Raw genomic sequence first — 26,221 nt, 5'->3', positions numbered from 1 at the left:
GTCCGGGTTTTCCCTATCGTGATGCGTTTCTCTTATGGCGCACCAGAATGGGTTCCGCAGTTCGTTTCACTCGAAGAACGCAGATTAACGATGCGTTCGTTCGCTGAACAATCGTTTTTTTTCGGAAGGCCATAACATTCATGTATGGAGTGCCAGACATGAAGATTCGTCAATTGGAGGCCTTTCGCGCCGTGATGCTGTGGCAAACCGTGACACGCGCGGCCGAGTCGCTGCACGTGTCGCAGCCTGCCGTCACGCGGCTGATTGCCGACCTGGAGGAAAGCGTGGGCTTCCCGCTTTTCCTGCGTGTGCGGGGGCGCCTGCAACCCACCGCGGAGGCCGAGGCGCTGAACGAGGAGGTCGAGCGCTCGCTGCTCGGCATGGAGCGCATTGCGCGAACCGCCGAGGAGATCCGGTCGCTGCAGCGCGGCGCGCTGCGCATTGCCGCCGCGCCGGCATTGGCGCTGTCTTTCTTGCCGCGCGCAATTGCGGGCTTCCTGGTCGAGCACAACGACATCCGGGTGTCGCTCGCCAACCATTCCTCGCGCACGGTGGTGGACCTGGTGGTGGGCGAGCGCTGCGACGTCGGATTCGTCATCCTGCCGGTAAGCCATTCGAGCACGCACGGTGAGCGGCTGATCGCGACCCGGATGGTCTGCGTGATGCGCAGCGATCACCGGCTCGCGAAGAAAAAGGTGATCCGCCCTCCGGACCTGGCCGGCGAGCACTTCGTCTCGCATCCGCATGTGATCGAATCGCGGCTGCACGTCGACGCGCTCTTTGCGTCCTACGGCATCGAGCGCAAGCTGCAGGTCGAGACACAGGTGTCGGCCGGCGTTTGCGCCATGGTGGCTGCCGGCCTCGGCGTGTCGCTGGTGGACCCGATCACCGCGCTGGAGCACGCTGGCCAGGGCCTGAGCTTCCTGCCCTTCGAGCCGGAAATGGTGACGGATTTTTCCGTGCTCACGCCGGTGCGGCGGAGCTCGTCATTGCTGGTGAGCGCCTTCGTCGATCACGTGCGCAAGTTCGCCGTGGCGCAACTCGACCCGAGATTCGTCAGCCCCTGATTTTTGTCCCAGACTCGGGTAGCGCAGCCTCCACGGCCAGCGCCACCGCCGCGAGCCGCGCGTCGTCGTCGCGCACCGAGGCCAGCATCAGCCCCACCGGCAGTTCGCCCGGTGCATGGCAGGGCAGGCTGAAGGCGCAGCCGTCGAGCAGGTTGATCGCAAAGGTGTTGCGCAGCAGCAGGCCGTTGGCCTTGAAGAAGGCCGCGTCTTCCGCCAGCGCCGCAATGGGCGGCGCGACGATCGGCACGGTCGGGCACACGAGGGCGTCGAAGCCTTCGATGGCGCGCTCGACGCGGCCGATCCAGTCGCGCCGGCGGTCCTGCATGGCGATGTAGTCGGCGGCGCGCACTTCAGTGCCGAGCGCGATGCGGGCGGCCACGCGCGAATCGAAGCCGCTGCGCTTTGCGGCGAAGCGCTCGCGGTGCACCGCAGAGGCCTCGACCGGCGAGAAGCCGCCGGGCGCGTTGACGGTCGCGATCTCGGCGAGTTCGGCCAGCGTGATGTCCACGATCTGCGCGCCAGCGGCCGAGAGGGCCTGCAGCGCGCGGTCGAAGGCGCGCGCCACGGCGGGCTCGATGTCGTCGAACATCATCGTGCGCGGCACGGCAAGGCGAATGCCCTGCAGCGGGCGACGGCGCACCGCGAGCGGTGCATCGGCAATGGCTGCGTCGGCGATGAGGCAGTCTTCCACGCTGCGGGCCATGGCGCAGACCGTGTCTAGCGAGCGCGCCAGTTCGAAGGCACCCGTGCGCGGCACGCGCGACTGCGTGCTCTTGAAGCCCACGAGTCCGCACAGCGCGGCGGGAATGCGGATGGAGCCGCCCGTGTCCGAGCCCAGCCCCGCGACAGCGAGGCCGAGCGCCACCGACACCGCAGCGCCCGACGACGAACCGCCCGGAATGCGCGCCGTGGCCGCGTCGGCCGGATTGCGCGGCGTGCCGTAGTGCGGGTTGATGCCCACGCCCGAGAACGCGAACTCGGTCATGTTGGTCTTGCCGACGATGGCAGCGCCTTGCGTGCGCAGCCGCGTCACGGCGACTGCATCGTGCGTGGCCGGCGGCTCGCCTGCGCAGACGGCAGAGCCGGCCATGGTGGTCTCGCCGGCCACGTCGTAGAGGTCCTTGACCGACACGGGCAGGCCGGCGAGTGGGCCGAGTTCGACGCCGGCCTTTTGCGCGGCATCGGCATGGCGCGCTGCGGCGCGAGCCGCATCGGCGTAGAGCCGCGTGAAGACGTGCTCGGCGGCGGGTTGCGTGGCCGCTTCGAGCACCTGTTCGATCAGCGCCTCGTGCGAAAGCTCGCCGCGCGCGATGCGTTCGCGCAGGGCTGCGATGGTGAAACTGCTCTTCATCACGCCACCACCGGCAGTGCTTCCACCGCATAGCGATGCACGATGCGGCGCCGCAGCTTCGGGTCGTGCAGTTCGATTTCCATCTGCCCGGCGGGCCGGATGCCTTCGCCCTTCGCGTTGGGCAGTGCGCCCAGCGTGCCGCAGGTCATGAACAGGCCTTCGGGTGCGCTGCCGGCGCCGGGCATGCCGTCGCGCAGTGCGGCCAGCGGTCGGATCGATGCGAGCGTGCCGCGCTGGTAGTCGGTCCAGCGGCCGTCCTCGAAGATGCGCGAGCGCAGCTCGAGTGTGTCCTGGTGCGCCTGCACGTCGCGCCAGCGCCATGCGGTCTCGGCAACGGGCTTGGCGCACATCTGCTTCGACACGGCAACCGAGTAGCTCTCTACATGCCGGTCGGTGTGGTCAGAGGCCACGCTCAGCCACCACTCGCCCTGCGAGAAGAAGAACACGGGCTCGGCCTCGCCGGAGCTCTGGTCACCCAGCGCCTCGATGGCTGGCGATTGCGTCAACAGCTGGGCCGCGACGCGGTAGTACAGCGGCACGCTCGAAGGGCGCGGCACGCCGAGCTCCGCCAGTTCTTCGATGTGGTGCTCGATGGCCGCGATGTCGCGGCCTGTCCAGCCCGCCACCACCAACGCGCGGGGCGCGACGCTGTGCAGGGCGGTGGAGCGCGTGCCGTCTTCGGAAATGCTCTCGCAGGCGAAGCGCAGGGAATGATGCATGTTCGTCGTCATCAGTTCTCCAGCGGGCGCTTGGCGGTTTCGCGGGCCACCACGAGGGCGATCAGCGTCAGGCCCAGCGCGGCCACCACGTACAGCGACACGGCTACCGTGGTGCCCCACGACTTGAACAGGCTCGCGATGATCAGCGGCGCAAAGCCGCCGCCTACGATGCCGGCCAGCGTGTAGGCCAGCGAGGCGCCTGCATAGCGCACGCGGCCGGGGAACTGCTCGGTCACGAAGGCGGCCTGCGGGCCGTACATCATTGCGTGGATCAAGAGGCCCACCACCACCGCCGCGCAGATGGCGACCGGTTGCGCGCTGTCCATCAGCACGAAGAACACGAAGGCCCACACCATGCCCAGCAGCGCGCCGGCAATGTAGACCGGCCGGCGGCCGATGCGGTCAGACAGGCTGCCGAACCACGGCACCGCAATCGCGTTGCAGGCCGCGCCGATCATCGTTGCGGTGAGCGCCAGCGGCCGCGACAGGTGCAGCACCGTCGTCACGTAGGTCAGCGTGAACACCACCACCAGCGCGTACAGCACGTCGGAGCCGATGCGCGAGCCGCCGGCCACCAGCAGGCTGCGCCAGTGCTGGGTGAACACTTCCTTGATGGGGGTCTTGGCGGTGGCCTTCTTCTCTTCCATCTCGCGGAACACGGGCGTCTCGTCCACACCGCGGCGCAGCCACAGGCCGAACAGCACCAGCGCGACGCTGGAGATCAGCGGCAGGCGCCAGCCCCAGGCCTGGAACTCTTCCGGGCTCAGCCAGGCCGACACGATGGCGATGAAGCCGGTGCCGATCAGCGTGCCGCACGACGGGCCGACCTGCGTGAACGAGGCATTGCGGCCGCGCTCGTCGGGCTTGCCGTGCTCCATCGACAGCAGCACCGCGCCGGCCCATTCGCCGCCGAGCGCCACGCCCTGCACGAAGCGCAGCGCCACCAGTGCCACCGGCGCCCAGATGCCCCACGTTGCATAGGTGGGCAGCAGGCCCATCAGGCCCGTGGACACACCCATGATGACCAGCGTGGCCACCAGCACGAAGCGCCGGCCCAGCCGGTCGCCGAGGTGGCCGAACACCATGCCGCCCAGCGGGCGCGAGATGTAGCCGACCGCATAGGTCGAGAACGCGAGGATGGTGCCGGTGAGCGGGTCGAACGACGGGAAGAACACCGCGTTGAAGACCAGCGCGGCCATGATGTTGTAGACGGTGAAGTCGTACCACTCCAGCGTGGTGCCGATGGAGCTGGCCATGGCCAGGCGGCCCATCTTCGCGGACCCGGAACTGGAACCGGGTGTGGGCGGCGTGGCTGCGGTGGTCGCAGCGGGGAGAACATGTTCGGTCATTGAAATACCTTTGTTCAGGAAAGAGATGGAAGTCGGGTCAGCCCAGCTCGGCCGCGCTCAGCTTCCAGCCGAGAGCGAGCAGCCAGCCGGTGGCGGGATCGGCATCGAAGGCGGTGGCGGCCGTGGCGCGGGCGGTGCGCGCGGCATCTGCGCTGCTGGTCTCGATCACCAGCAGCGGCTGCAGCACGCGGCCTTCGGTGGATTCGCGCGGCAGCGGCGTGCTGAGCGCGGTGTCGGGTACGAGCAGGTATGACTGCACGAAGCCTGCCTGCTCTTTCTTCAGCTGAAGGCCGGTGCGGGCGGCGCTTGCCACCAGCGCTTCGGCATCGGCGGCCACCGGCAGGGGCAGCACGACCACGTGGCTGCCGCTGCCGAAGCCAGTGACGGCGCGCACGGCGCAGACGCGACGGATCGGCTGGCGCATGCGGTCGAGGTTGGCGATGGACCACGGCGTCTGCTTCTCGAACGCGGCGCGGTAGCCGGGCGAACCGAACACCGCCAGCGATTCGGTGCGGTACAGCCCGAGGTACTTGCGGCCGCCCTCGAGCGAGAAGTAGCGCGCGCCCGAGAGAAAGCCGGGGATGCGCACGCGTTCTTCGACGTGCTCCTGGTCGTACCAGCGGTTGAAGTCGGCATCGTCGGCCGGCTCGACATCCGAAGCGACGAACAGCAGGCCGTTCGCGTTCGCTGCGGGGAAAGAAAGGTCAGGTGTGTTCATGGCGGCGGAAGAGCAGGCGGGCCTTCGAAAAATGAAGGCGCGATCTTCCGTCGCGGGGTCGAACTGTCACAAACGAGTTTTTCTGGGCTGCAGCCACAAGAATTACTGGCCCCTTTTCGGGGCTGAAATGCGCTGTTTTGAGGGTTAACCCTCTGCCGATGCGCTCCAGGTTGGTGCGATTGCCGACGTGGTGAACTGGTCGGAAGCCCGGCACGCCAGCTCGGCCACGAGCCGGATGGCATCGGAGTCGGCGGCTTCTAGGTGGCTCACCACGATGCGCTGCGGCGAGATGAGCGCATCGCACTCGATGATCCGCACGTCGCCGATGGCCACGTATTCATAACAGGGCGGCAGCGGCACCATCGCGTTGCCGAAGCCCGCCTTCACCAGCCGTGCCAGCGCAGAGATCGAGCTCACGCAGTGCACCTTGCCCAGCGGAATGCCCGCCGCGCGAAACAGGTTCTTCAGCGCTTCGTGCGGCTGCGAGCCGGGGCTCATCGTGAGCACGGGCTGGCGCAGCAACTGCTCGACCGTCTGCGTGGGCTCGGCGCCGGGCGGCCCGACCCAGCCCATGGGCATCGGCAGGCAGGGCGTGCTCACGATGCCGGCGCCGGCGATGTGGTCGGTCTGCAGCGCGATGTCTAGCGCGCCCTCGCGCAGGCCGCGGTGCAGGGCCAGCGTGGTCTCGGAGGTCAGCTGCACCTCGATGCCCGGGTAGGTGGAGCGCAGGTTGGTGAGAAAGCCCAGCAGCCACGTGTGGACGACGGTCTCGATGGCGCCGATGCGCACCAGGCCTAGGATGTCGCCGCGCGGACGGCCAAGCGAGACGATCTCGCGGCGCAGCTCGAGCAGCCGCTCGCCGTAGTCCATCAGCCGCACGCCCACCGGCGTGAGCCGCAACTCGCGTGCATCGCGTTCGAACAGGCGCGCGCCGATGTCTTCTTCGAGGGAGGCCACGCGGTTGGACACCGCCGCCTGCGTGATGTGGAGCCGGTCGCTCGCCGCGCGGAAGCTGCCGAGCCGTGCGGCCCAGAGAAAGGCTTCTACAAATCGTGTGTTCATGGGGGCACCTGCGGGCATTTTGCCGGTGTTCGTGCCCCGGGGCGCCTCAGCCGCCCATCGAATAGAAGAACTCTTCTCGCACGATGGCCCCGTCCTTCACGGTGTAGAGGCCTGCTTCTTCCATCTGGAAGCGCTGGCCCGTGGGCTTCATGGTCACGTCGAAATCGAAGCCGACGATGAAGCGGTCGTCATGCGGCCAGGGGCCGGTGATCTTGAACGAATGCACTTCGTGGTTGTCGCTCCACCACTTGCCCTTGGCCTCGATGGCTGCCAGGCCGACAGCCTCGCGCTGCTGGCCGGGCGGGGCGCCCGCCTCGACGCTCACTGCGTCATCGGCGTAGAGCGATTTCGCGTCCTCGAACTTTCCTTCTCTGCACAGCGCGACGAGCTTGTTCGCGATTTCGAGCGTGGTCATGGTTGTCTCCTGAGGAAGGGGGGAGTGGGAAGGCAGTTTAGGCCGATGGGCGCGTCAGAGGGCGTTCAACACTGCCTGTGTCGCGGTCAGCCGGGGTTCAGTGACGGCCTCAGCAGAAAACAATCGCCGTCTTGTGCGCAATGCTCAGCCGAGCAGATTCGTACAGCAGCAGCCACGACACGTATTCCCGATACAGGCCACCGTCTTCCTCGATCAGCGCGTCGATGCGTTCCGCTTCCTCGTCCGAGAGCTTGCCGTTGTCGAGGTGGATACCCAGGGCCGGGGCCACGAACACGAGTTCTTCGAGCAGGCGGTAGGACGAGCCGAGCATCCCGCCAGGAAGGCCGGTTTCCTCTTCTTCACCCTCCTCGTCTTCGCCGTCCTCCTCGCAGCTGTCATCTCCGTCGAACAGCACATCCTTGAAATCGACAGGAACGTAGAAGCCTTCTGCATCCGAATGGCACAGCAGGTGGCTCGCCGAGCCGTCGAGCAGGGCCTGGATCTTCGGGTCCGCCGTGGGATCGACGTCGTCCGGCAGCGGTGTTGCCACCCAGTCGGGCGCAAGCAGGCGGTGGGCGTAGGCGCGGCGCAGGTAGTGGATGAAGGAGTACGGGAAGCCGTCGATCGAAGCGCGCGAGTCGAGCTCCAGCGGCTCGCGCGGCTCCGTGTGCTGGGGAAGCCCCGCGGCGGCCAGCACGCGGTTGGCTTCGGCCAGTTCCTCCTCGAAGCCCTCGGCGCTTTCGGGATCGTCCTCAAGCAATTCGGCGAGCATGCCGACACAGACAGCCAGACCCATGATCTTTTCCTCCAGGTTGTTGGTTCGCCGCGATGGTGACGACCGCCGGTGAAGAAGCGATGACCGCTAAATTGTTACTTCGCCGCCTCCACCTTCACCCGCGCATTCGGCGCCTCGCCGAACATCTCCGGCGCATACATCGCCTCGACGCGGCTCGGGGGCAGAGCGAAGTCGCCGACGTTGTTCAGGCGCACGGTGTATTCCATCTTCACCACGCCCTTGGGCAGGTACTCGTAGTAGCTGCGGAAGGCTTCGAAGCTGCGTTCTTCGAAGGCCGCCCAGCCGGCGCCCGACTTCTTCTCGCCCTGGGTGGCGATCTGCGAGTCGCGGCCGAGGCCGCCGCCGAGGATGGTGGCGCCGCCAGGAATCGGGTCGCTGATGACGACCCAGGTCATGTCGGCGCTGGCGTTCACCTCCAGCGTTACGCGCAGCACGTCGCCGCGCGTGTACTTGCCGGCAGTGGCCTGCTCGACCGGCGTGATGGTCTTCTTGATGGCGTAGCCGGCCGCGAACGGCGCCTTCAGCTGCACGGCGGCAATCGACTGCAGCGTGAGCCACGGCTTGCCGGTGCCCTGCTGCGTTACCAGCAGCGTGTCGCGCACCGGTGCGCCCGACGGCGATGCAGCCCACGGCAGGAACATCGTGTTGTTCTTCAGGTTGCCCGGCGATGCGGGCGCGCCGAAGAAGGTGGTCTGGTTCGGTGCGCCGGCCGGGTCGCTGGTCTTCACGCGTTCGACCTGGCTCCAGTTGACCTGGGCCTTGACGGCGCCGAGCGTTGCGGCCGTGACGCCTGCCACCGGCGTGCTTTCGAACACCTTGCTGAATTTCTCCAGCGCCAGTCCGCCCCACAGGTTGGCGGTGGTGGTGTGCCATGCGCCGTTCTGCTGACGGCCGATGAAGCCGTTGGCCAGCTTGCCGATGTCGTCTTTCCAGCCCGGGTCGTCCATCACGCTGAGCAGCAGGCGGGCGGTGTTGACGTCGCCGTTGGTCATCAGCCACCACCAGTAGTCGTCCTGCTCGGTGCTGAAGATCAGCTTGGTGCCCTGGTACGACAGGCGCGCCTTCAGCACGTTGTTGGCTTCGTCCAGGCGTTGCTGGCGCTGCGGCACGTCGTTCACGCGCTTGAGGATGTTGAGCCAGTCGATCACCGCGCTGGTGGGCCACTGGTTCGGCGCGATGGTGATGCTGCCGAGCATGCTGCCCTTTGCCTTGCCGTAGCGCGAGAGCGCTTCGAGCGCGGCGAGCTTGCGCACGTCGAGGTCCTTGCGCGGGCTCCAGAACTCGCGCGTGATGCGGCCTTCGACGAAGGCGATCAGGCCCGACTCCATCGGCGCGCGCACGTCGTCTGCCAGCGCAAAGGCCGGGTTGAGCTGCGCAGCCTCGTTCGTCGCCGCGAGCAGGTACGAAGTGAGGATGTCGCTGCCGCGGTTGGCCTCGCCGTCGCGCGGCGGGAAGTAGTTGGCCAGGCCGTCGCTGTCGAGGTAAGTCGGCAACTGGGCCAGCACGCCCTGCCACATCTTCGCGTCGCGCAGGCCGACCGACTTGCTGGTCTTCTGTTCGAGGCAGATGAAGGGGTAGTTCGCAAACCAGTCCCGCACGCCCGGCAGGCCTTCGGCCAGCTTGGGCTGCAGAGACAGCTTGAGGCCGCCGCGGCCGGGGAGGGCGTCGGCGGGCGGGGCCACGTCTAGCGTGAATGGTCCATCAACCTGCAACAGCGTGGCCTGCTGCACCGTGAGCGGCACCGAAGGCACGATGCGCTGGCGCACCTTGAGCGCATCTCTCGCACCTTGCGCGCCGCCGATGGTGTCTTTCGCTTCGATCTCCCACAGGATGGCTTCGGCGCGCGTCTGCGCGAGCTGTGCGGGCGCGGTCACGGTCCAGGCCACTTCACGCGCCTCGCCGGCCGGAATGTCCACGGTCTGCGGCTCCAGCGTGAGCAGGGTGGCGCGCGGCGTGGCCTCGACCTTCATCGGCTTCTGCGTGGTGTTGCGCAGCGTGATCTGCGCGCGGAACTGGTCGTCCTCGCGCACCAGCGGCGGCAGGCCGCTGATGATCTGCAGATCTTGTGTGGCCTGGATGCTGGCCTGGCCGGTGCCGAACAGGCTGGTGCCTGAATCGGCCACCGCCACGATCTTGAAGGTGGTGAGCGCGTCGTTCAGCGGCACCGTCACCACGGCCTGGCCGTTGGCATCGAGCACCACCTTCGGGTTCCACACGAGCAGGGTGTCGAGCAGTTCGCGCGTCTGGCCCTTGCCGCCGCCGCCGCCCGCGGGCACGGCCTTGCGCCCGTAGTGGCGCCGGCCGACGATTTCCATCTGCGCGGTAGAGGTGCTCACGCCCCAGCTGCGGCGCTGCAGCATGGCGTTGAGCAGGTTCCAGCTGTCGTTGGGCATCAGCTCCAGCAGGGCCTGGTCGACTGCGGCCAGCGCCACTTCGGCGCCTGCCGCCGGCTTGCCGTCGGGCAGCTTGGCGCTGATGGTGACCTGCGCTTTGCTGCGGATCGGGTAGCTGGGCTTGTCGCTGGTGACGGTCACGTCGAGCTGATGGGCGCGCGTGCCGACGCGAATCTCGGCCATGCCGAGGCGGTAGGCGGGCTTGCTCAGGTCGACCATGGCGGTCGGCGCCACGTATTCCTTGCCTTCGTACCAGAAGGCCGTCCACCACTCGCGCGGCGACTTGAAGCCCCAGGTGAAGAAGCTGTACCACGGCACTTCGCGCAGGCGGCCGCGCAGGGCGAGCACGCTCACGTAGGCGTTCGGCCCCCACTCGGGCTTGACCTGCAGAGTGACGGTTGGGTCCTTGCCGTCGAGCTGCACCACGTGCGTCTCGATGATGCCTTCGCGTTCCACCGCGACCAGCGCGGTAGCAAAGCGGAAGGGGCTGCGCACCTGGAACTTGGCGACCTCGCCGGGCTGGTAGCTCTTCTTCTCGGGCAGCACGTCGATGCGGTCGTTGTCTTCGCCGCCGAACCAGAGCTCGCCCTGCTTCGTCACGTAGACGGAGCTCACGGCCTTGGCGTCGCGGCCTTCGCTGTCGGTGGCGCTGGCGATGAGTTCGACTTCGCCGGCTTCCTTCAGCTCAGACTCGCACAGCAGCAGGCCGCGCGCGTCGCTCTTGCCGCTGCAGACGGTGCCGATGTCCTTGGTCTCGGTCTTGTTGTCGTAGGTGTAGAAGCCGCCCACCATGCGCTTGCGGCTGGTGGTGGTGATGCGCGCCACGGCACGCACGTTGAGCGTCACGTTGGCTTGGGGCTTGCCCGCGAGGTCGAGTGCGAGCGCCTGGAACTTCAGCTTCTGGGCAGTGGAAACCCAGCCCTCGGTCTTGATGCCGGCGATGACGGATGCGGGCCACAGCGTCTGCGTGCTGCGGATGGTCTGCACCTCGCCGTTCGGGTCGGCGTACGTGGCTTCGAGCAGCAGCTCGCGCGCGGCCTTGACCTTGGGCACCTTGTCGATCGTGACCTTGCCGCCGCCGTCCTTGTTCAGCGTGAGCGGCAGCTTGTCGGCGATCACGCGGGTGTCGTTCACGCTGTTGAGGTCTTCCTCGCCGGCGCTCGTGTCCGCGGCCGGGGTGGCGGCCTCGGTGCCGTCGCCCTGCGTAGCGCGCGGCGGGTTGAAGCTGAAGGCGTCGTAGTCGGAGAAGCTCAGGGCCTTGCCGCGCACCATGGCCGACACGCGCACCGGCAGGTTGGCGGCGCCGCCACCGGCCACGTAGTTGATCTGCACGTCGGTCGGCACGCTGGTGGCTGCGACCAGCGGCTTCTTCTCGGTGGGCGTGATGCGGCCTTCGAGCACGGGCAGGCGGAATTCCTCGACGCGGAACATGCCGGTGCTGAAGCTGCGGGCGTAGTCCTCGTCGCCGTCGGACTCGCCTTCTCCGTTGGCGTCCTTGCCTTTGCCGGTGCGCAGCATCACCTCGTACACGCCGAGCTTGGCCGCGGGCGGAATGGGGAATGTGTTCTCCGCGCTCAGGCCGCCGGTGGCGGTCTTGCGCCAGTTCAGCGGCTGCGTGAAGCGCTGGCCGCTGCCCGTGTGGGTAATGACGAGGGTGTCGGGACGGTTCTCCGGCAAGCCGAAGCCCTTGTTGGTCTGGGTGCGGATCAGGCTCTTCATCGACACTGTTTCGCCGGCGCGCAGCAGCGTGCGGTCGAAGATGGTGTGGGCGATGCGGTCGGGCTCGGCCTGCATGTTGGTCGGCACGTTGAAGCGCCAGGGCTCGATGCCGCGCTGCCAGTCGCTCCAGGTGAAGGCGAGGTCTTCCACGCCCTTGTCGTCCTTGGCGCGGGCGCTGACGAACCAGGCGCCCGTTTCGTATTCGTTCGGGCCGTTGCACGACGGCGGCTGCGGCGACACGCCATTCAGCATGACGATGCCGTTCGCGTCGGTGGTGCCGCTGGCCACGGCCTTGCCGTCGCAGCCGGACACGCGCACTTCGGCGCCCGCCACGACCTTGCCCTTGTCGAGCGTGGTCACCCAGGCCATCGAGTTCTCACGGCCCAGCTTGAAGTGCACGGCCAGGTTGGTGGCCAGCGCGGTGGTGCGCACGTACATCGTGCGGCCGGCGTTGTAGCGCTCGTCGAGCAGCGCCTCGCCGAGTTTCTGCGAGGCGATTTCAAGCACGTGGAAGCCGGGAGTCAGCGGAATGCCGATGACTTCGAAGGGGCGCGGATCGCCAGCGTCCGACTTGGGCATGTCGAGCGCCTTCACACCCTGCTGGCCCGCCAGCAGGGACAGCATGCGCGTTTGCAGCGTGGTGCGGTCGTCCTTGTCGATGACCGGGGGCAGCGGGCCCTTCACGTCCTTGCGGGCTTGCTCGCGCGAGATGGTGAAGCTGTCGTAGCGGCGCACCTTGCGGAACCACGCGATGATTTCCGCGTCGGTCTTCGGGTTCATGTCGCTCACCTTGCCGGGCGTGAGGGCGTTCACCAACAGCTTCGGCTCCACGCGGCGCACGGTGACCGGCATCATGGCCGGGGTGTCGGGCTCGGCCAGTCGCTCGACCACGCCGAAGGGCGAGGCGGCGAACTTTGCGAGCGGCGGCATCATGCCGGTCGCCACCTTCAGCGGGAAGGTGCCGGGCGAGGCCAGCGGTCGGCCCGAGGCGTCTTCGAACTTCGAGGGCAGCTCGATGCTGTACTGCGTGCTCTCGGCCAGCGGCGGCTCGAAGCTCACGCCGTTGACCACGTCATCGTCGCTCTGCGCGCCGCCCTCGTTCTCGAGCTTGGCCTTGATGGTCTTGTCGCCCTTGAGCTGGATCTGCGCGGCTAGCTTGCGCGTGACCGGTGCATTGAACGTCAGCTGCATCGGGCGCAGCGGCAGGCAGGCAGCCTGCGCGTTCTCTCGCTCGCAGGTAAACGAGACGGCGAAGGGCTCGCGCACCTGGAAGTCGAGGCGGCGCTCCACGTTGTTGGGCACACCGGAAGGCGTGGCCACGCCCTTGCCGTAGACGACCTGCACCTTGGCGCCGGGCGTCAGCGTGCGGTTGCACTGCATCGTGACGAAGCGCAGCGGGTCTTTCTCGGCCGCCTTGTCGCGGCCGAAGGCCTTGAGGAGGCCTGCGCGCTGTTCGCCGTCGAGCAGCTTGACGGGAATGCGCTCGCCCACGCCGTCGGCCGCGCACCAGATGTTCTGGCGCACGCTGTCGAGCGTGGCCGCGCCGTTGAGCTCGAGCATGAACATCTGCTGTTCGTCGATGCGGCTGTAGCTGCCCGGCATGTAGTTGCGCACGAAGGGGCCGCCGGTGTTGAACTGGTAGCGCTCGGGGCCGGTCAGCTCGCCGCTGGCGGGCTTGAAGGTGGGAATGCGGGTGACCGTGCAGCGCACGCCGGGCGGCAGGTCGTTCTCGAAGTCGTAGACCCAGGCCTTGGCGTCGGTCCAGCGGCCGGTGCCCTTGGCGGCCTGCGCGTCGGTGCAGCTCACCGTGAGCGGGGCGGGGGCCTTGGGGTCACCGAAGTTGACGGCGGCCTGGTCGAACTTGGCGACGACCTGGCGTACGCGCGCGACCTCGCCCTGGGGCGTGAGGCTGGTGATCTGGAGGGCAAAGCCCGGGCCGGCCATGAGGACGCCACCGGCCAGGAGCAATGTTGGAAGGAAACGGTTCACTTTTTTGTATCTCCACCTTGAGGCAGCGCGCAGCGTAGCCGATTTGCGCGACGCTTCGGCAGTGCCAACAGTCATAGGCCGTCGGCGCTGTTCGGAGGCGCGCTCACGCCGACGGTGTCATTCGTATGCGCTCCGAAACGTCTTTACACCGGCCTTCTTACAATCAGCCGCTGTCGTGCGTGCGCCGCGCGGACCGCCACCAAGACCTCGCCGCCGACCGATGAAACGCTACTGGGAAATAGACGCCTTGCGCGGGCTGATGCTCGTGCTGATGACCGTCACCCACCTTCCCACCCGGCTGACCGATCCGTTGGGCCAGCCCTTTGGCTTCGTTTCTGCCGCCGAGGGCTTTGTGCTGTTGTCGGCCTTCGTGGCCGGGCTGGTGTACAGCCGCATCGGCTACCTGCGCGGGGTCGATTCGATGCGCCAGGCCTTCTGGCGGCGCGTGCTCAAGGTTTACCTGTGCCAGGCGGCGATCTTGCTGTTCCTGTTCACGGTGATCGCGGCGGTGGGGCTGCACATCGACCAGCCGGCCGTGAAGAACCTGGTGTCGTACTACCTGGCGGAGCCGCGAGAGGGCTTTCTGTTCGGGCTGCTGCTCATCTACGAGCCGGCGCTGCTCGATATCCTGCCGATGTACATCTTTTTCATGCTTTTGAGTCCGTGGGTGCTGGCCTTCGCCATGCGCCACGGTTGGACCTGGGTGATGGTGGCGAGCGCGACCGTGTGGGCGGCGGCGCAGTTCGGGCTCAGCGAATGGGTCTACGGGCTGGCTGAGCGCTACCTGGGCGTGCCGGTGCCGTTCCACGAGATGGGCGCGTTCAACACCTATGCCTGGCAGTTTTTGTGGTTCGCGGGGCTGTGCATCGGCGCCACCCGCAACGGGCCGGAAGCCCGGCCGCTGCGTTTTCCGGCGTGGCTGCTGGTGCTGGCGGCGGGCATCGCGCTGTACGGCGTCTACTGGCGCCACACCGGCATCAACGGGCAGGCGCCGTTCGGTGGCGACGTGGAGCTGAACCTGTTGTTCGACAAATGGCAGCTCGGGCCGCTGCGGCTGGTGAACCTGGTGGCGCTGGGCATCCTGGCGGTGCGCTTCGGGCCGTGGCTGATGCGCCGGATTCCGCGGCTACGCTGGCTGGAGGCGATGGGCTCGGCCTCGCTGCCGGTGTTCTGTGCGCACCTGGTGGCGGTGCTGCTGGTGCTGGCTTTCTACGGCGACAGCCAGACGGCACGGCCGTGGTGGGGCGACGGCCTGCTGCTGCTGGCGGTGTTCTCGGGGATGTATTTCGTGGCGCGTTTCACGCGCGGGGCGGACGTTCCGCCGCCGGCGGACGACGTGCCGTCGGAGCCCGCGCCGGCCTGAGCGCCCAGGTTCAGGGCAGGCTGGCCGTCGGCGGCGCGGGCGGAACGGGCAGATGCGGCGCGATCACCGAGTGCCAGAGCCGGTAGCCCTCGTCCGTCATGTGCAGCCTGTCGCCGCGGAATAGCTCCATGCGCGGGCGTCCATCCGCACCGAGCATCGGCGTGTAGATGTCGATGAACTCGCTGTTGGGCAGCAGGTTCAGGTAGGCCGAGATCACGTGGTTGGTCTCGCGGATCTGCGGCATCAGCTGCTCGCGCGAGGGGCTGGGCTTGACCGAGATGAAGCTGATGCGCGCATCCGGCAGCTCGGCGCGCACCGCGTTGGCAAAGCGCGCGAAGCTGTCGAGCACCTGCAGCGGCGTGCGGCCCTCGGCCAGGTCGTTGTCGCCGGCATAGACCATCACCTGCCGCGGCTTGTAGCGCACCACCAAGTCGCGCGCGAACAGGCTGCAGTCTTGCAGCGTCGAGCCGCCGAAGCCGCGGTTGATCACGCCGCCGGGCACGCGCGCGAAGTCTTGTGAGAGGCGCGTCCACATGCGCACCGTGGAACTGCCGACGAACACCACGCCGCCGGGCGCCGGAAAGCGCTCCTGGTCGGCGCGCGCGAAGGCCGCGAGCTCGTTGTGCCAGCGGTCCTTGGCGGCCAGGTAGTCGCGGGCGGTCGCGGCCTCGGCGGCGGCCGTCTCGGATTCCTGGGGGAAGAAGCTGGACTGGGCGTGCGCTGTGAGCGCTGCGGCGAGCAGGGCGATCGCGGCCAGCGCGGTTTTCATCGAATGCATCGGAAGAACGGAAGAAGGGCGGGGAGCGAGCGGTAGGCGGATTTTCCATCACGACGCCCCAGGGGCCGTGATCGTTGACAGCCGAGTCTCGCCTAGATGGTTTTCTCGATGAGCGCGCCCTTGAACAGGACCGGTCCTTTCGGCCCGCTACCCGGCGGGACGCCGCCCTTGGCTTCGAGCGTGATGGCCAGCGCAGGCACGGCATGCACATCGGACTCCGATGCCGCGAGGCGCAGGCCCGGGGCGTTGTCGAGCACACCCAGCGATCGCGGCGCGCCGCCCGGCGGCAGGGCCCAGAGCTGCAGCGACTTGTCGTTGCCTTCATTGAAGCCGCCCACGCGCTGAAGCACCAGCTGCTTCTTCTTGGGGTCGAAGGTCACGAGCATCGAGGCTGCGTCCTTGTCGTCGCTCAGCACGGCCACGTACTGCACCGCCGGGGCGTTGTGCAGCTGGTCGCGCAGGTTCAGGCCGACCGCCACGGCCAGCACCGTGGCCAGCGCGCCGGCGGCGGTGGCGCCGCGCCACAGCGCGAGGCTGCGCAGCCAGCCGCCTTGCTGCGGCTTGCTGTCTGCCCTGGCATTGGCGGCATCGCGTTGCCGTTCGATGGCGAGCGCGGACTGCTCGGCGTCGATCATGTTGCGGATGCGGGTCCACACGGCCGGGTCGGGCACGACCGAGGGCTGCAGTTCGGTCATGCCCGCGAGCCGGCCTTGCCAGACCAGCGCAGCCGCGCGCACCGGCGCCTGTTCACGGGCCAGGGCTTCGAAACGACGGCGGGCACCGCCGCGCAGGGTGCCGAGCGCATGGCTCGCGGCCAGCAGTTCGAGCAGTTCGGGGTGAGCGATAAGGTTCATTGGGAGGCTGCCTTGTTCGTCGTCATCGCTCTCACGCAAAGCGCCCCATGCAGACGCGCAGCTTTTCCAGCCCGCGCCGGATCCACGTCTTGACCGTGCCTAGCGGCAGCTTGAGCTGTTCGGCCAGCTCGCCGTGGCTCATGTCGCGCAGGTAGGCCAGGCTGACCACCTCGCGCTGGCGGCTCTCGAGCTGGCTCAGGCACTGGTGCAGAGCCCAGGCCTGCTCGCTCGCATCGGCGGTGTCGGCCGGGTTGGGCGCGTCCGATTCGAGCTGGTCGGCCATGAGCTCGTCGAATTCCTGGGTCAGCTGGGCGCGGTCGGCGGTGCGGCGGCGCAGCAGGTCGAGCGCCCGGCTGCGCACGATCAGCCCGAGCCATGCGAGCGGCGGGCTGAGCGAGGCGCGATAGTCGCCGGCGACTCGCCAGACAGTCAGGAAGGCCTCCTGGAGCACGTCCTCGGCCCATTCGCGCTGCCGCACGACGCGCATCGCCAGGCCCATCAGTCTGGGCGAGGTGCGGTCGTACAGCTGGCGCAGGGCGGCTTCGTCGCGATGGCCGATCCGGTCGATCAGCGCCATCAGTTCGGCGTCGGGGCTGGGAGCTGGCATCCGCGGATTGTGGGGCATCGATGCACATGCCAGATATACGGGGCGCCCGGGTGGCCGGATTCATGCCGCAGGCCCGATTTGAGGCCGAATGCAGTCTTTAGGAAACATTCGGCAACGTATACTGCCCGCAAAATTTAGAGGGACGCGCACACGCGCGAGCGGGGAAATGAAGCAAATTGCGATTGCGATCGTGCTCTGCGTGGGCGCGTGGTATTTCTTTATTGGCGGTCGCAAGCTCGACGAGCCGATGGTGCGCGACTACTACCAGAAGGAAGCGCGCGCCATTGCCGCCCGCGACGCCGACAAGCTGTGCAAGCAGCTCAGCCGCAAGGCCGTCATCGACAGCAAGACGACCATGATGGGCCGCACGGAGGAGACCTCGCACAACCGCGACGAAGCCTGCGAGGCGCAGCACAAGACTTTCGAGATCCTGCGCCGCGTCGGCGACCAGATGGGCGGCATCCTCACCCTCGACTACGACTACCACATCGATTCCGTCGAAGTGGCGCCCAACCGCAAGAGCGCCATCGTCAAGGGCACTAGCGTGTTGCAGATGGGCGAGTCGGTCATTCAGCTCAAGACCAGCTTCACGCAGCGCCTGGAGAGCGAACTGGGCCAGATGCGCCTGGTGCATGCCGAGGAGGCCACCGTGGTGCGCCTGGGCGGCCGCGGCGCCATGAGCCAGAGCGATTTCTTCCGCAAGTAAGCGGATCCATAAAAAAATCAGGGAGTCGTTGCCATGATCGTCATCAAGGATGCGGCGCCGCCGCCACCGCCGTTCTGGCACCGCCTGAACAGCTTCTTCGCTTTCCCGTTCCAGATGCGGCCGCTGGCCTACGGGCTGCTGCTGTCGTTCTGCAGCCTGTTCTTCGACGCGATCTTCTTCCTGCCCGACGCGCTGGCGCTCTTCGTCATCGAGGTCGGCATCATGCTGGCGGCCAGCCGCTACGGCTTCAAGATCATTGCGCTGGGCGCGCGCGGCATCCGCGATTCGGCCGACTTCGGCCGCGAGTCCAGCGACGACTGGACCTACCTGCCGTGGAAGCTGTTCGCGATCACGCTGGTGCAGGCCTTCCTGATCGGCTGGCTCGCCTGGTACGCGCCGATCCTGGGTACGGTGGGGCTGTTCGTCATGTCCTTCACCTTCCCGGCGGCGGTGATCGTGCTGGTGCAGTCGGCCAGCTTCTTCCAGGCGATGAACCCCGGCCACGTGATGGACGCGATGCGCATCATCGGCTGGCCGTATGCGCTGCTGTGCTTCTTCCTGTTCCTGCTGAGCACGGGCGCGCAGGTGGCGCTGTCGATGCTGCTGCCGATGTTCGACGGGCGCATTGCGCTGCCGGTCGTCAACTTCGCCTTCATCTACTTCGGCTGGGTCATGGCGAGCCTGCTGGGCTACGTGATGTTCCAGCACCACGACGCATTCGGCTTCGACGCCGTGCCGGGCAGCGAGCTGGGTGACGGCGCCACGGTCGATCGCCGCACGCCCGAGCAGATCGCCGCGCAGCGCATGGACGCAGAGGTGGCGCAGCTGATCACCGAGGGCGACCTCGCGGCCGCATTGGGCTCGGCCTACGAGGCCCAGCGCACGGCCGCGTCCGACGACCTCGCGGCGCAGCGCCGCTACCACCGCGTGCTGGCGCTGATGCCCGACAAGAAGGACACGATGCTCGACCAGGCGCGGCGCTTCATCCCGCTGCTGATGCGGCGCGACCTGGCCTCGGAGGCGCTCAAGGTCTTCAAGGCCTGCAAGGAAAAGGACAAGGCCTTCGCGCTCGACGATGCCGCCATGGTGATCGCGATGGCGCGCGCCGAATGGCGCAACGGCGACGCGCACGCCACGCTGGCGCTGCTGTCGGGCTTCGACAAGCGCTTTCGCGGCAACGAGGCGATCCCGCAGGCCTATGAGCTGGCCGCGCGCGCGCTGGTGCAGGGCCTGGGCCGGGCCGACATGGCGCAGCCCATCCTCACCACCATGGAGTCGCGCTACCCCGACAGCGAGCAGACGCAGGAAGTGCGCTGGCTGCTGCGGCCGACCCCGGCGGCCTAGCGCGGTACTACGAGGTGCGGCGCGGCGCCACGGCGGCGCCCTCGATGCCGTGCCGTTTCAGTGCCTCGGCAACGAAGCCTGACGCCTTCATCTCCTCGACGAAATCGCTGAGCCACGCCTGTGCAGCGACCCGGCCCTTCGGCACGCCCATGGCCTGCTCGATCACCATGAAGCGGCCCGGCAGCAGGCGCACGCCGCTCACTCGCGCGGCATCTGCCTCCAGTTGCTGTTTCACGCCAGCAGCCACGTCGAGGTTCTGTGCCAGGAACTGGTTCGTGACCTCGGGCGAGGTCGGTGCACGCACCAGCGTGGCGGCCTTCAGTTCGCGCGTGAGGAACAGGTCGTAGGCGCTGCCGCGGCCCACCACGACGCGGGTTCCCGCGCGGTCGACATCGGCGTTGCGCTGCAGCGGCGAGCCGTTGCGGACCAGGTAGGCGCCTTCGATGATCACGTAGGGCGCGGTGTATTCCATGTCCGCCGCGCGCACCGGGTCGATGGCGACAAAGGCCATGTCGACCTGCCGCGCCTTGACGGCCTCGACCACGTTGCCGGCCGAGTTGAACTGCACCAGCTCGACGGCCAGGCCGAGGCGGCGCGCCGCCTCGCGCGCGAGGTCCACCGAGACGCCGCTCGGCACGCCGCCCGCGCCGCGGCTGGCGAGGATCGGGTTGCCGAAGTTGATGGCGGCGCGCAGCTTGCCGGTGGCGCCGAGCTCCGCCGCCGCGGCTGCCTGCGAGCTGGCCTTGGTGCCGGCGCAGCCCGTCAGCAGGAGTCCGCCCGCGGCGCAGAAGGCGCGGCGGTCGATGGCGTGGGAGAGCACGGGCTGTTTCATGCGTGTCTCCTTGCTTGTCAGGCGCGCTGCAGGGCGCGCGTCACCATGTCGTTCGGCGCCAGCCGCAGCAGGTGCGGCAACAGGCCCAATGCCTTTTCGCGTTCGCCGGCATGCAGCAGTCCGTTGGCGCACACGGAGAGTGTGTCGGCCAGCTGCGGGTGGTCGGGCGCGGTCTTCAGCAGGATGCGGCACAGCATGTCGGCATCGCCGAACTCGCGGATGCGGGCGAAGCGGCGCGCGAGCCGGGCCATGTCGTCGGGCTTCAGGCGCAAACCCGGCTTGGCCTGGTCGAGGTAGGTCTTGTAGCTGGTGTGCTGCAAAGCGATCGTCTCGGGGTCGGTGCCAGGCAGGCGGAAGATGCGGCGCGCGGCTTGATGAAAGTCGTCGCTCGCGGGCTGCAGCCGCGCGGTGTTGAACCAGGCGCGCAGCGTGTCGGCGTCGTTGGGGCGCAGGGCGGCGGCGGCGCGCCATTCGGCGCAGGCGGGCTCGAACTTCATTGCGGCGGCCAGCCGGCGTGCGGCCGCCACGTGCGCATCGAAGTGATCGTCGTCGTTCGTCATTTCCGACTTGACGGTTTCGGGCGTCTTCACGCGGCCCAGCAGCATGGCGCCGGTCATCAGCGCGGCGCCGGTCAGCAGGCCGCCCAGGTGGGCCATGTAGGCGATGCCCTGGCCGCCCAGCCAGTGCTGCATCAGCTCGTTGACGATCCAGGCCGGCAGCAGCAGCAAGGCCGGCGCTGTGACGTAGTTGAAATAGAAGAACAGCTGGTAGAAGAAGCGGATGCGCCGCAGCCGGTACATCACCGCGTACATGCCCATCAGCGCCGAGATGGCGCCCGAGGCGCCGAGCCCGTAGCCCTCCTTGCCGGCATAGGCCCAGCCGGCCAGCGCCGAGGCGCCGACGGCGCCCAGCAGGTAGAACGTCAGGTAGGTGCCGCGGCCCAGTGCCAGCTCCACCGAGAAGCCGAACAGGAAGAGGAACAGCATGTTGCCCAGCAGGTGGCCGGTGCTGCCGTGCAGGAAGGCGGCGGTGATCCAGGTCCAGGGCTTGAACTCGGCATCCTTGTTGTAGTCCTGCGACCAGCGCTCGGTGAAGGGCGCCGGCAGCATCGCCTCGTACTGCTGGCGGTCGCGCTTCCATTCGCCGTACTGCGGGTTCGTGGGCTTGATGACTTCGTCGGCCCGCAGCTTCGCGAGGAACTTCTTGTCGTTCTGCAGGCCTTCCAGCAACTGCGGATAGGCCTCTTCATGCGGCAGCATGCGCCGTGCGAGCTTGCCGCGCTTTGGGTCGGTTTTTTCCAGCCATTCGACGAAGGGCGGCAGCTCCAGTTCGGGCAGCACGCTCTTCGTGTAGTAGTTGGCGGCACGCTCGCGCGTGTTCTCTTCACTGCGCTGCGGCCCCCAGAACACGAGCATGTTCAGGAGGATCAGCAGCACCGTCATCCACGGTGGGTTGCGCCAGCTCGGTTTGTTCTCGAGCGGGATGGCGTAGAACACGGTGCGGCCGCCGGTGTTGCCGCGATCAGCCGAGGCGGGCGCGGTGGCGCGCCACTTGCGCCTTCACCTGCGCCGGGGCTGTGCCGCCCAGGGTGTTGCGTGCGTTCAGCGAGCCGCGCAGGCTCAGCACGTCGTACACGTCCTTCTCGATGCCCGGGTTGAACTGCTGCAGCACGGCCAGCGGCAGCTCGGCCAGGTCGACCTTGTGCGAGGTGGCGGCCTTGACGGCATGCGCCACCGTTTCGTGCGCGTCGCGGAAGGGCAGGCCCTTCTTCACCAGGTAGTCGGCCAGGTCGGTGGCGGTGGCGTAGCCGCGCAGCGCAGCCATTTCCATGGCTTCGGGCTTCACGGTGATGCCGCCGATCATCTCGGCAAAGATGCGCAGGGTGTCCTTGAGCGTGTCGACGGTGTCGAACAGCGGCTCCTTGTCTTCCTGGTTGTCCTTGTTGTAGGCCAGCGGCTGGCCCTTCATGAGGGTGATGAGCGCCATCAGGTGGCCGACCACGCGGCCGGTCTTGCCGCGCGCCAGTTCGGGCACGTCGGGGTTCTTCTTCTGCGGCATGATCGACGAGCCCGTGGTGAAGCGGTCGGCGATCTGGATGAAGCTGAAGTTCTGGCTCATCCACAGGATGAGTTCTTCGCTCATGCGGCTGATGTGCACCATGCACAGGCTGGCCGCAGCGGTGAATTCGATGGCGAAGTCGCGGTCGCTCACGGCGTCCAGGCTGTTCTGGCAAACGCCGTCCATGCCCAGCGTCTTGGCGACCAGTTCGCGGTCCAGCGGGTAGCTGGTGCCGGCCAGCGCGGCGGCGCCCAGCGGCAGGCGGTTGACGCGCCTGCGCACCTCGCTCATACGTTCCGCATCGCGGCTGAACATCTCGACATACGCCAGCATGTGGTGGCCGAAGCTCACCGGCTGCGCCACCTGCAGGTGGGTGAAGCCCGGCAGGATCACGTCGACGTTCTTCTCGGCGATGTCCACCAGTGCCTTCTGCAACTCGACCAGCAGGTCGCCGATGAGGTCGATTTCGCCGCGCAGCCACAGGCGCACATCGGTGGCGACCTGGTCGTTGCGGCTGCGGCCGGTGTGCAGGCGCTTGCCGGCGTCGCCGACCAGCTGGGTCAGGCGGGCCTCGATGTTCAGGTGCACGTCTTCGAGGTCGAGCTTCCACTCGAAGGCGCCGGATTCGATTTCGGCGCGAATCTGCGCCATCCCGCGTTCAATGGCGGCGTGGTCCTGCACGCCGATGATCCCCTGTGCGGCGAGCATGCCGGCATGGGCCAGGGAGCCCTGGATGTCGGCCTGCCACAGGCGCTTGTCGAAGAAGACGCTGGAGGTGTAGCGCTTCACCAGGTCGCTCATCGGTTCGGAGAAAAGGGCCGACCAGGCTTCGGATTTCTTGTCGAATTGGTTTTGGGTCATGGGAGCCGTCCAGGAGGCAATAATGGGTTGGTCACCCGATGGATCTGATGTCTGCGATGCGCAACCCGGCGATTTTATCGGCCAGCTCTACCCCCACGCCCCCGTCATCGTCGGAAAGGGTGCGCATGCCCCTGCGCGGCGACCCATCTATCTTCGACGCCTGCCAGATCGGGGTGGTGCTGCGCACCGTGGTGTTCGTCGAGGCGGTGGTGGCCATCGCCACCCTGTTCGTGGCCTCCACGCCCGGCGAATGGCTGGTGCAGACGGCCACGGTCACGGGCGGGGCCCTGCCAGCCACCCTGATGTGGCTGGTGAGCGCCTGCGGGCTCAAGAAGCCGCTGCGGCGCCTGCCGAAGCAGGGGCAGTACGCGGCCGGTGCCGTGCTCGGTGCGGTGTCGGCGCTATATGGCTGCGGCCTGCTGCGGCTGACGGGTGTGCTTGCCAGCGCGCCGTGGCTGGCCAGTGCGCTGACCGGCGCCCTGTTCGCGGGGCTGGTGATGGCCGCGATGGTGCTGCGCGCCCGGGGCCAGACGCCGGCAGCGACCACCGCGCGGCTGGAAGAACTGCAGTCGCGCATCCGCCCCCACTTTCTGTTCAACACGCTCAACAGCGCTATCGCGCTGGTGCGCGAGGAGCCGGCCAAGGCCGAGACCATGCTCGAAGACCTGGCCGAGCTGTTCCGCCAGGCGCTGGCCGACCCGGGCGAATCGTGCACGCTGGCCGACGAGATCGCGCTGGCCGAGCGCTACCTGGCCATCGAGCAGGTGCGCTTCGGCGACCGCCTGCGCATCCGCTGGGACCTGGACGCCGCCGCCAGCAACGCGCGCCTGCCGCCCCTGCTGCTGCAGCCGCTGGTCGAGAACGCCATCAAGCACGGCGTGGAGCCCAGCCCCGAGGGCGCCAGGCTGCGCATTCGCACCGAGCGGCGCGGTTCCATGGTGGTGATCGAGGTGGTCAACAGCCTGCCGCCGCTGCGCTGGGCCGATGAGCCGCTGCCGCGCGGCCACGGCATCGCGCTGGCCAACGTGCGCGACCGGCTGCGGCTGCTGCACGACATGCAGATGCAGTTCAGCGCCGGCATGGATCAGAAAAGCTACCGGGTGCGCATAGCGATCCCCGCCGAATCATGACCCTCAAGACACTCATCGTTGACGACGAAGCCCTGGCGCGCTCGCGCCTTCGCACGCTGCTGCGCGACTGCACATCGCCCGCCGCCGAGGTGGTGGCCGAGGCCTCGCAGGGCGCCGAGGCGCTGCAGCACCTGACCACGATGGCGCTCGACCTGGTGCTGCTCGACGTGCACATGCCCGGCGTCGATGGCATCGAGGTGGCGCGCGCGTTGCGCAGCCGCTCCGATGCGCCGGCCGTGGTGTTCGTGACCGCGCATGCGACCCACGCGGTGACGGCCTTCGACCTCGATGCGGTCGACTACCTCACCAAGCCCGTGCGCGCCGAGCGGCTGCAGCAGGCGCTGCAGAAGGCAGAGCGCTTCCTGAAAGAGCGCCGCGCGCTGCAGGCCGAGGCCGTGCCCGAGACGGTGCTGATCCAGGACCGAGGCCGCGCCGAGCGTGTGCCGCTGTCTGAAGTGCTCTATCTCAAGTCCGAATACAAGTACCTCACCGTGCGCACCGCCACGCGCAGCCACATCCTCGACGGCTCGCTCAACGAGTTCGAGGAGCGCTATCCGAACCGCTTCCTGCGCGTGCACCGCAATGCGCTGGTGGCGCGCTCGGCGATTCGCGCGCTGGAGAAATACGACGACGGCGAGGACGCCGAAGGCTGGGCCTTGCGGCTGGACGCCATTCCCGAGCCCGTGGCCGTGTCGCGCCGCCAGCTTGCCGCAGTGCGCGAAGTGCTCAAGGAAGCGCGATGAGCGACGACAAGCCCGCGGCTGCCGAGGCGCCACCGCCGCCGGAACTGAAGCCGGAGCCGGCCACCGAGCCACCGCAGGCCGCAGCGGTCGAGCCCGCACCTGCGCCCGAGGCGCAAGAGCCCGAACCGGTGACCGAGCCTGAGCCGGAGCCAGAGCCGCCCGCACCCGCACGCGACCGCCTGCTGCTGCACATGCCCGTCGACGTGCGTAGCGCCTCGCTGGTGGTGCTCGCCGTGCTGGCCAGCGTGTTCGCGCTGCAGTGGGGCCAGGCCGTGTTCATTCCGCTGATGCTGAGCCTGCTGCTGACCTACGCGCTGTCGCCGCTGGTGGACCTGCTCCATCGCTGGAAGCTGCCGCGCTGGATCGGCGCGGCGCTGATCCTCGTGGGGCTGTTCGGCGGGCTGGGCTGGACCGGCTATTCGCTCTCGGGCAGCGCCTCGCAGCTGCTCGATTCGCTGCCGGTGGCCGCGCAGAAGCTCGGCCAGGCCATGCGCCGCGACAAGGGCGCCAGCGCCACGCCGCTCGAAAGCGTGCAGCAGGCCGCCGCGCAGCTCGAAAAAGCCGCCGAAGAAAACTCCGCCCGCGTCGCCGCGCGCAAGGGCGTGGCGCGCGTGGTCATCGAACGGCCGGGCTTCAATGTGCGCGACTACCTGCTGAGCGGCACCGTCGGGCTGTTGAGCGCGATGGGGCAGCTCACGCTGGTGGCTTTCCTCACCTACTTCGCGCTGTGCTCGGGCGACACCTTCCGCCGCAAGCTCATCAAGATCACCGGGTCGAGCCTGCAGAAGAAGAAGGTCACTGTGCACGTGCTGGACGACATCACCCGCAACATCGAGCGCTACCTGCTGGTGCAGATACTGGTGAGCGGGGTGGTGGGCGTGGCGACCGGGCTGGCGTTCTGGGCCCTCGGCGTGGAGAACGCGGCGGTGTGGGGAATCATCGCGGCCGTGACCAACCTCATTCCCTACATCGGCTCGGTGATCGTGCTGGCAGCCGCGGGGCTGGTGGCCTTCCTGCAGTTCAACAGCCTGCAGATGGGCATCGTGGTGGGTGGCGTGTCGTTGGCGATCCACACGATCATCGGCAACCTGCTGATGCCCTGGCTCACCAGCCGCACCAGCCGCATGAACCCGGTGGCAGTGTTCGTGGGCGTGATCTTCTGGGGCTGGCTCTGGGGCATCTGGGGCCTGCTGCTGGGCATTCCGATCACGATGGTGATCAAGTCGATCTGCGATCGGGTGGAAGACCTGCAGCCGATCGGGGAGCTGCTGGGGGAGTAGGCCTAGCCCAGCAAGGCCTTCAACTCGCCCGCCGCAGCGGTGAGGATCTCCCGCGAAAGAGCCTCGTCGTTGACCGCGCGCGACAGC

21 protein-coding genes are annotated in these 26,221 nt (G+C 67.9%); 7 read left to right on the top strand and 14 right to left on the bottom strand.

Going from position 1 to position 26,221, the window contains the following annotated elements; all coding sequences use genetic code 11:
• The first annotated feature begins 158 nt into the window (after positions 1-158).
• Positions 159-1,067: a LysR substrate-binding domain-containing protein gene (locus NWF24_RS24145; RefSeq protein ID WP_258350753.1), complete on the top strand. Its 909-nt coding sequence runs from the start codon at positions 159-161 to the stop codon at positions 1,065-1,067.
• Here NWF24_RS24145 and NWF24_RS24140 read toward each other — a convergent pair.
• The 8 genes from NWF24_RS24140 to NWF24_RS24105 form a co-directional block, all read right to left on the bottom strand.
• A complete protein-coding gene (locus NWF24_RS24140) occupies positions 1,057-2,418 on the bottom strand; it encodes an amidase (RefSeq protein WP_258350752.1) in 1,362 nt (453 codons plus the stop codon). The genes NWF24_RS24145 and NWF24_RS24140 overlap by 11 nt on opposite strands.
• Positions 2,418-3,149: a DUF2848 domain-containing protein gene (locus NWF24_RS24135; protein ID WP_258350751.1), complete on the bottom strand. Its 732-nt coding sequence runs from the start codon at positions 3,147-3,149 to the stop codon at positions 2,418-2,420. Before NWF24_RS24135 ends, NWF24_RS24140 begins: the two co-directional genes overlap by 1 nt.
• A complete protein-coding gene (locus tag NWF24_RS24130; protein WP_258350750.1) occupies positions 3,149-4,486 on the bottom strand; it encodes an MFS transporter in 1,338 nt (445 codons plus the stop codon). The genes NWF24_RS24135 and NWF24_RS24130 overlap by 1 nt, the downstream gene beginning before the upstream one ends.
• A 37-nt stretch (positions 4,487-4,523) precedes the next feature.
• Positions 4,524-5,204: a DUF4286 family protein gene (locus NWF24_RS24125; RefSeq protein WP_258350749.1), complete on the bottom strand. Its 681-nt coding sequence runs from the start codon at positions 5,202-5,204 to the stop codon at positions 4,524-4,526.
• A gap of 144 nt (positions 5,205-5,348) precedes the next feature.
• Complete coding sequence (locus tag NWF24_RS24120) at positions 5,349-6,266, bottom strand: LysR family transcriptional regulator (RefSeq protein WP_258350748.1); 918 nt, start codon at positions 6,264-6,266, stop codon at positions 5,349-5,351.
• Positions 6,267-6,312: 46 nt separating this feature from the next.
• Entirely contained in the window at positions 6,313-6,681 is a 369-nt protein-coding gene (locus NWF24_RS24115) for a nuclear transport factor 2 family protein (RefSeq protein ID WP_093049273.1), read from the bottom strand.
• Positions 6,682-6,790: 109 nt separating this feature from the next.
• Complete coding sequence (locus NWF24_RS24110) at positions 6,791-7,477, bottom strand: hypothetical protein (RefSeq protein ID WP_258350746.1); 687 nt, start codon at positions 7,475-7,477, stop codon at positions 6,791-6,793.
• A gap of 74 nt (positions 7,478-7,551) precedes the next feature.
• On the bottom strand, positions 7,552-13,533 hold the full coding sequence (locus NWF24_RS24105) for an alpha-2-macroglobulin family protein (protein WP_375338486.1): 5,982 nt from the start codon (positions 13,531-13,533) through the stop codon (positions 7,552-7,554).
• A 265-nt stretch (positions 13,534-13,798) separates the two neighbouring features.
• Here NWF24_RS24105 and opgC point away from each other — a divergent pair, with 265 nt between their 5' ends.
• On the top strand, positions 13,799-14,941 hold the full coding sequence (gene opgC / locus NWF24_RS24100; RefSeq protein ID WP_093049285.1) for an OpgC domain-containing protein: 1,143 nt from the start codon (positions 13,799-13,801) through the stop codon (positions 14,939-14,941).
• Positions 14,942-14,951: 10 nt separating this feature from the next.
• Here opgC and NWF24_RS24095 read toward each other — a convergent pair whose 3' ends face one another.
• The 3 genes from NWF24_RS24095 to NWF24_RS24085 form a co-directional block, all read right to left on the bottom strand.
• The gene (locus NWF24_RS24095; protein ID WP_258355344.1) at positions 14,952-15,710 is read right to left on the bottom strand and encodes an SGNH/GDSL hydrolase family protein; all 759 of its coding nucleotides are present in this window, start codon (positions 15,708-15,710) and stop codon (positions 14,952-14,954) included.
• A gap of 101 nt (positions 15,711-15,811) precedes the next feature.
• Positions 15,812-16,573 (bottom strand): anti-sigma factor, encoded by a 762-nt coding sequence (locus NWF24_RS24090; RefSeq protein WP_258350744.1) that lies wholly within the window; start codon positions 16,571-16,573, stop codon positions 15,812-15,814.
• Between the two features lie 31 nt (positions 16,574-16,604).
• The gene (locus NWF24_RS24085; protein ID WP_375338407.1) at positions 16,605-17,180 is read right to left on the bottom strand and encodes an RNA polymerase sigma factor; all 576 of its coding nucleotides are present in this window, start codon (positions 17,178-17,180) and stop codon (positions 16,605-16,607) included.
• Positions 17,181-17,346: 166 nt separating this feature from the next.
• Between NWF24_RS24085 and NWF24_RS24080 the strand changes: the two genes are divergently transcribed.
• Positions 17,347-17,886: a hypothetical protein gene (locus tag NWF24_RS24080; protein ID WP_093049294.1), complete on the top strand. Its 540-nt coding sequence runs from the start codon at positions 17,347-17,349 to the stop codon at positions 17,884-17,886.
• 33 nt (positions 17,887-17,919) lie between these two features.
• The gene (locus NWF24_RS24075) at positions 17,920-19,230 is read left to right on the top strand and encodes a hypothetical protein (protein ID WP_258350742.1); all 1,311 of its coding nucleotides are present in this window, start codon (positions 17,920-17,922) and stop codon (positions 19,228-19,230) included.
• A 7-nt stretch (positions 19,231-19,237) separates the two neighbouring features.
• Here NWF24_RS24075 and NWF24_RS24070 read toward each other — a convergent pair whose 3' ends face one another.
• Genes NWF24_RS24070 through argH form a run of 3 tightly spaced genes read right to left on the bottom strand, consistent with a single transcriptional unit; the run spans position 19,238 to position 22,981 of the window.
• The gene (locus NWF24_RS24070; RefSeq protein WP_258350741.1) at positions 19,238-20,062 is read right to left on the bottom strand and encodes an ABC transporter substrate-binding protein; all 825 of its coding nucleotides are present in this window, start codon (positions 20,060-20,062) and stop codon (positions 19,238-19,240) included.
• 17 nt (positions 20,063-20,079) lie between these two features.
• The gene (locus NWF24_RS24065) at positions 20,080-21,558 is read right to left on the bottom strand and encodes a rhomboid family intramembrane serine protease (protein WP_258350740.1); all 1,479 of its coding nucleotides are present in this window, start codon (positions 21,556-21,558) and stop codon (positions 20,080-20,082) included.
• Positions 21,559-21,583: 25 nt separating this feature from the next.
• Positions 21,584-22,981 carry an argininosuccinate lyase gene (gene argH / locus NWF24_RS24060; RefSeq protein ID WP_258350739.1) on the bottom strand — a complete coding sequence of 466 codons (1,398 nt, stop codon included), beginning with the start codon at positions 22,979-22,981 and terminating at the stop codon, positions 21,584-21,586.
• A 56-nt stretch (positions 22,982-23,037) separates the two neighbouring features.
• On the opposite strand from argH, the gene NWF24_RS24055 reads away from it, so the two are divergent.
• Genes NWF24_RS24055 through NWF24_RS24045 form a run of 3 tightly spaced genes read left to right on the top strand, consistent with a single transcriptional unit; the run spans position 23,038 to position 26,134 of the window.
• The gene (locus NWF24_RS24055) at positions 23,038-24,111 is read left to right on the top strand and encodes a sensor histidine kinase (RefSeq protein WP_375338485.1); all 1,074 of its coding nucleotides are present in this window, start codon (positions 23,038-23,040) and stop codon (positions 24,109-24,111) included.
• On the top strand, positions 24,108-24,854 hold the full coding sequence (locus NWF24_RS24050) for a LytR/AlgR family response regulator transcription factor (protein ID WP_093049334.1): 747 nt from the start codon (positions 24,108-24,110) through the stop codon (positions 24,852-24,854). The genes NWF24_RS24055 and NWF24_RS24050 overlap by 4 nt, the downstream gene beginning before the upstream one ends.
• Complete coding sequence (locus NWF24_RS24045) at positions 24,851-26,134, top strand: AI-2E family transporter (protein WP_258350737.1); 1,284 nt, start codon at positions 24,851-24,853, stop codon at positions 26,132-26,134. Before NWF24_RS24050 ends, NWF24_RS24045 begins: the two co-directional genes overlap by 4 nt.
• The last annotated feature ends 87 nt before the right edge of the window (positions 26,135-26,221 follow it).

This window comes from Variovorax paradoxus (assembly GCF_024734665.1).
Lineage (GTDB): Bacteria > Pseudomonadota > Gammaproteobacteria > Burkholderiales > Burkholderiaceae_C > Variovorax.
This window is presented reverse-complemented; position numbering and strand designations above follow the sequence as displayed.

Bases quoted from the DNA above. Each gene is read 5' to 3' on its own strand.
- NWF24_RS24145 (WP_258350753.1), top strand. From the start codon at position 159: ATGAAGATTCGTCAATTGGAGGCCTTTCGCGCCGTGATGCTGTGGCAA.
- NWF24_RS24140 (WP_258350752.1), bottom strand. From the start codon at position 2,418: ATGAAGAGCAGTTTCACCATCGCAGCCCTGCGCGAACGCATCGCGCGC.
- NWF24_RS24135 (WP_258350751.1), bottom strand. From the start codon at position 3,149: ATGACGACGAACATGCATCATTCCCTGCGCTTCGCCTGCGAGAGCATT.
- NWF24_RS24130 (WP_258350750.1), bottom strand. From the start codon at position 4,486: ATGACCGAACATGTTCTCCCCGCTGCGACCACCGCAGCCACGCCGCCC.
- NWF24_RS24125 (WP_258350749.1), bottom strand. From the start codon at position 5,204: ATGAACACACCTGACCTTTCTTTCCCCGCAGCGAACGCGAACGGCCTG.
- NWF24_RS24120 (WP_258350748.1), bottom strand. From the start codon at position 6,266: ATGAACACACGATTTGTAGAAGCCTTTCTCTGGGCCGCACGGCTCGGC.
- NWF24_RS24115 (WP_093049273.1), bottom strand. From the start codon at position 6,681: ATGACCACGCTCGAAATCGCGAACAAGCTCGTCGCGCTGTGCAGAGAA.
- NWF24_RS24110 (WP_258350746.1), bottom strand. From the start codon at position 7,477: ATGGGTCTGGCTGTCTGTGTCGGCATGCTCGCCGAATTGCTTGAGGAC.
- NWF24_RS24105 (WP_375338486.1), bottom strand. From the start codon at position 13,533: ATGGCCGGCCCGGGCTTTGCCCTCCAGATCACCAGCCTCACGCCCCAG.
- opgC (WP_093049285.1), top strand. From the start codon at position 13,799: ATGAAACGCTACTGGGAAATAGACGCCTTGCGCGGGCTGATGCTCGTG.
- NWF24_RS24095 (WP_258355344.1), bottom strand. From the start codon at position 15,710: ATGAAAACCGCGCTGGCCGCGATCGCCCTGCTCGCCGCAGCGCTCACA.
- NWF24_RS24090 (WP_258350744.1), bottom strand. From the start codon at position 16,573: ATGAACCTTATCGCTCACCCCGAACTGCTCGAACTGCTGGCCGCGAGC.
- NWF24_RS24085 (WP_375338407.1), bottom strand. From the start codon at position 17,180: ATGCCAGCTCCCAGCCCCGACGCCGAACTGATGGCGCTGATCGACCGG.
- NWF24_RS24080 (WP_093049294.1), top strand. From the start codon at position 17,347: ATGAAGCAAATTGCGATTGCGATCGTGCTCTGCGTGGGCGCGTGGTAT.
- NWF24_RS24075 (WP_258350742.1), top strand. From the start codon at position 17,920: ATGATCGTCATCAAGGATGCGGCGCCGCCGCCACCGCCGTTCTGGCAC.
- NWF24_RS24070 (WP_258350741.1), bottom strand. From the start codon at position 20,062: ATGAAACAGCCCGTGCTCTCCCACGCCATCGACCGCCGCGCCTTCTGC.
- argH (WP_258350739.1), bottom strand. From the start codon at position 22,981: ATGACCCAAAACCAATTCGACAAGAAATCCGAAGCCTGGTCGGCCCTT.
- NWF24_RS24055 (WP_375338485.1), top strand. From the start codon at position 23,038: ATGCGCAACCCGGCGATTTTATCGGCCAGCTCTACCCCCACGCCCCCG.
- NWF24_RS24050 (WP_093049334.1), top strand. From the start codon at position 24,108: ATGACCCTCAAGACACTCATCGTTGACGACGAAGCCCTGGCGCGCTCG.
- NWF24_RS24045 (WP_258350737.1), top strand. From the start codon at position 24,851: ATGAGCGACGACAAGCCCGCGGCTGCCGAGGCGCCACCGCCGCCGGAA.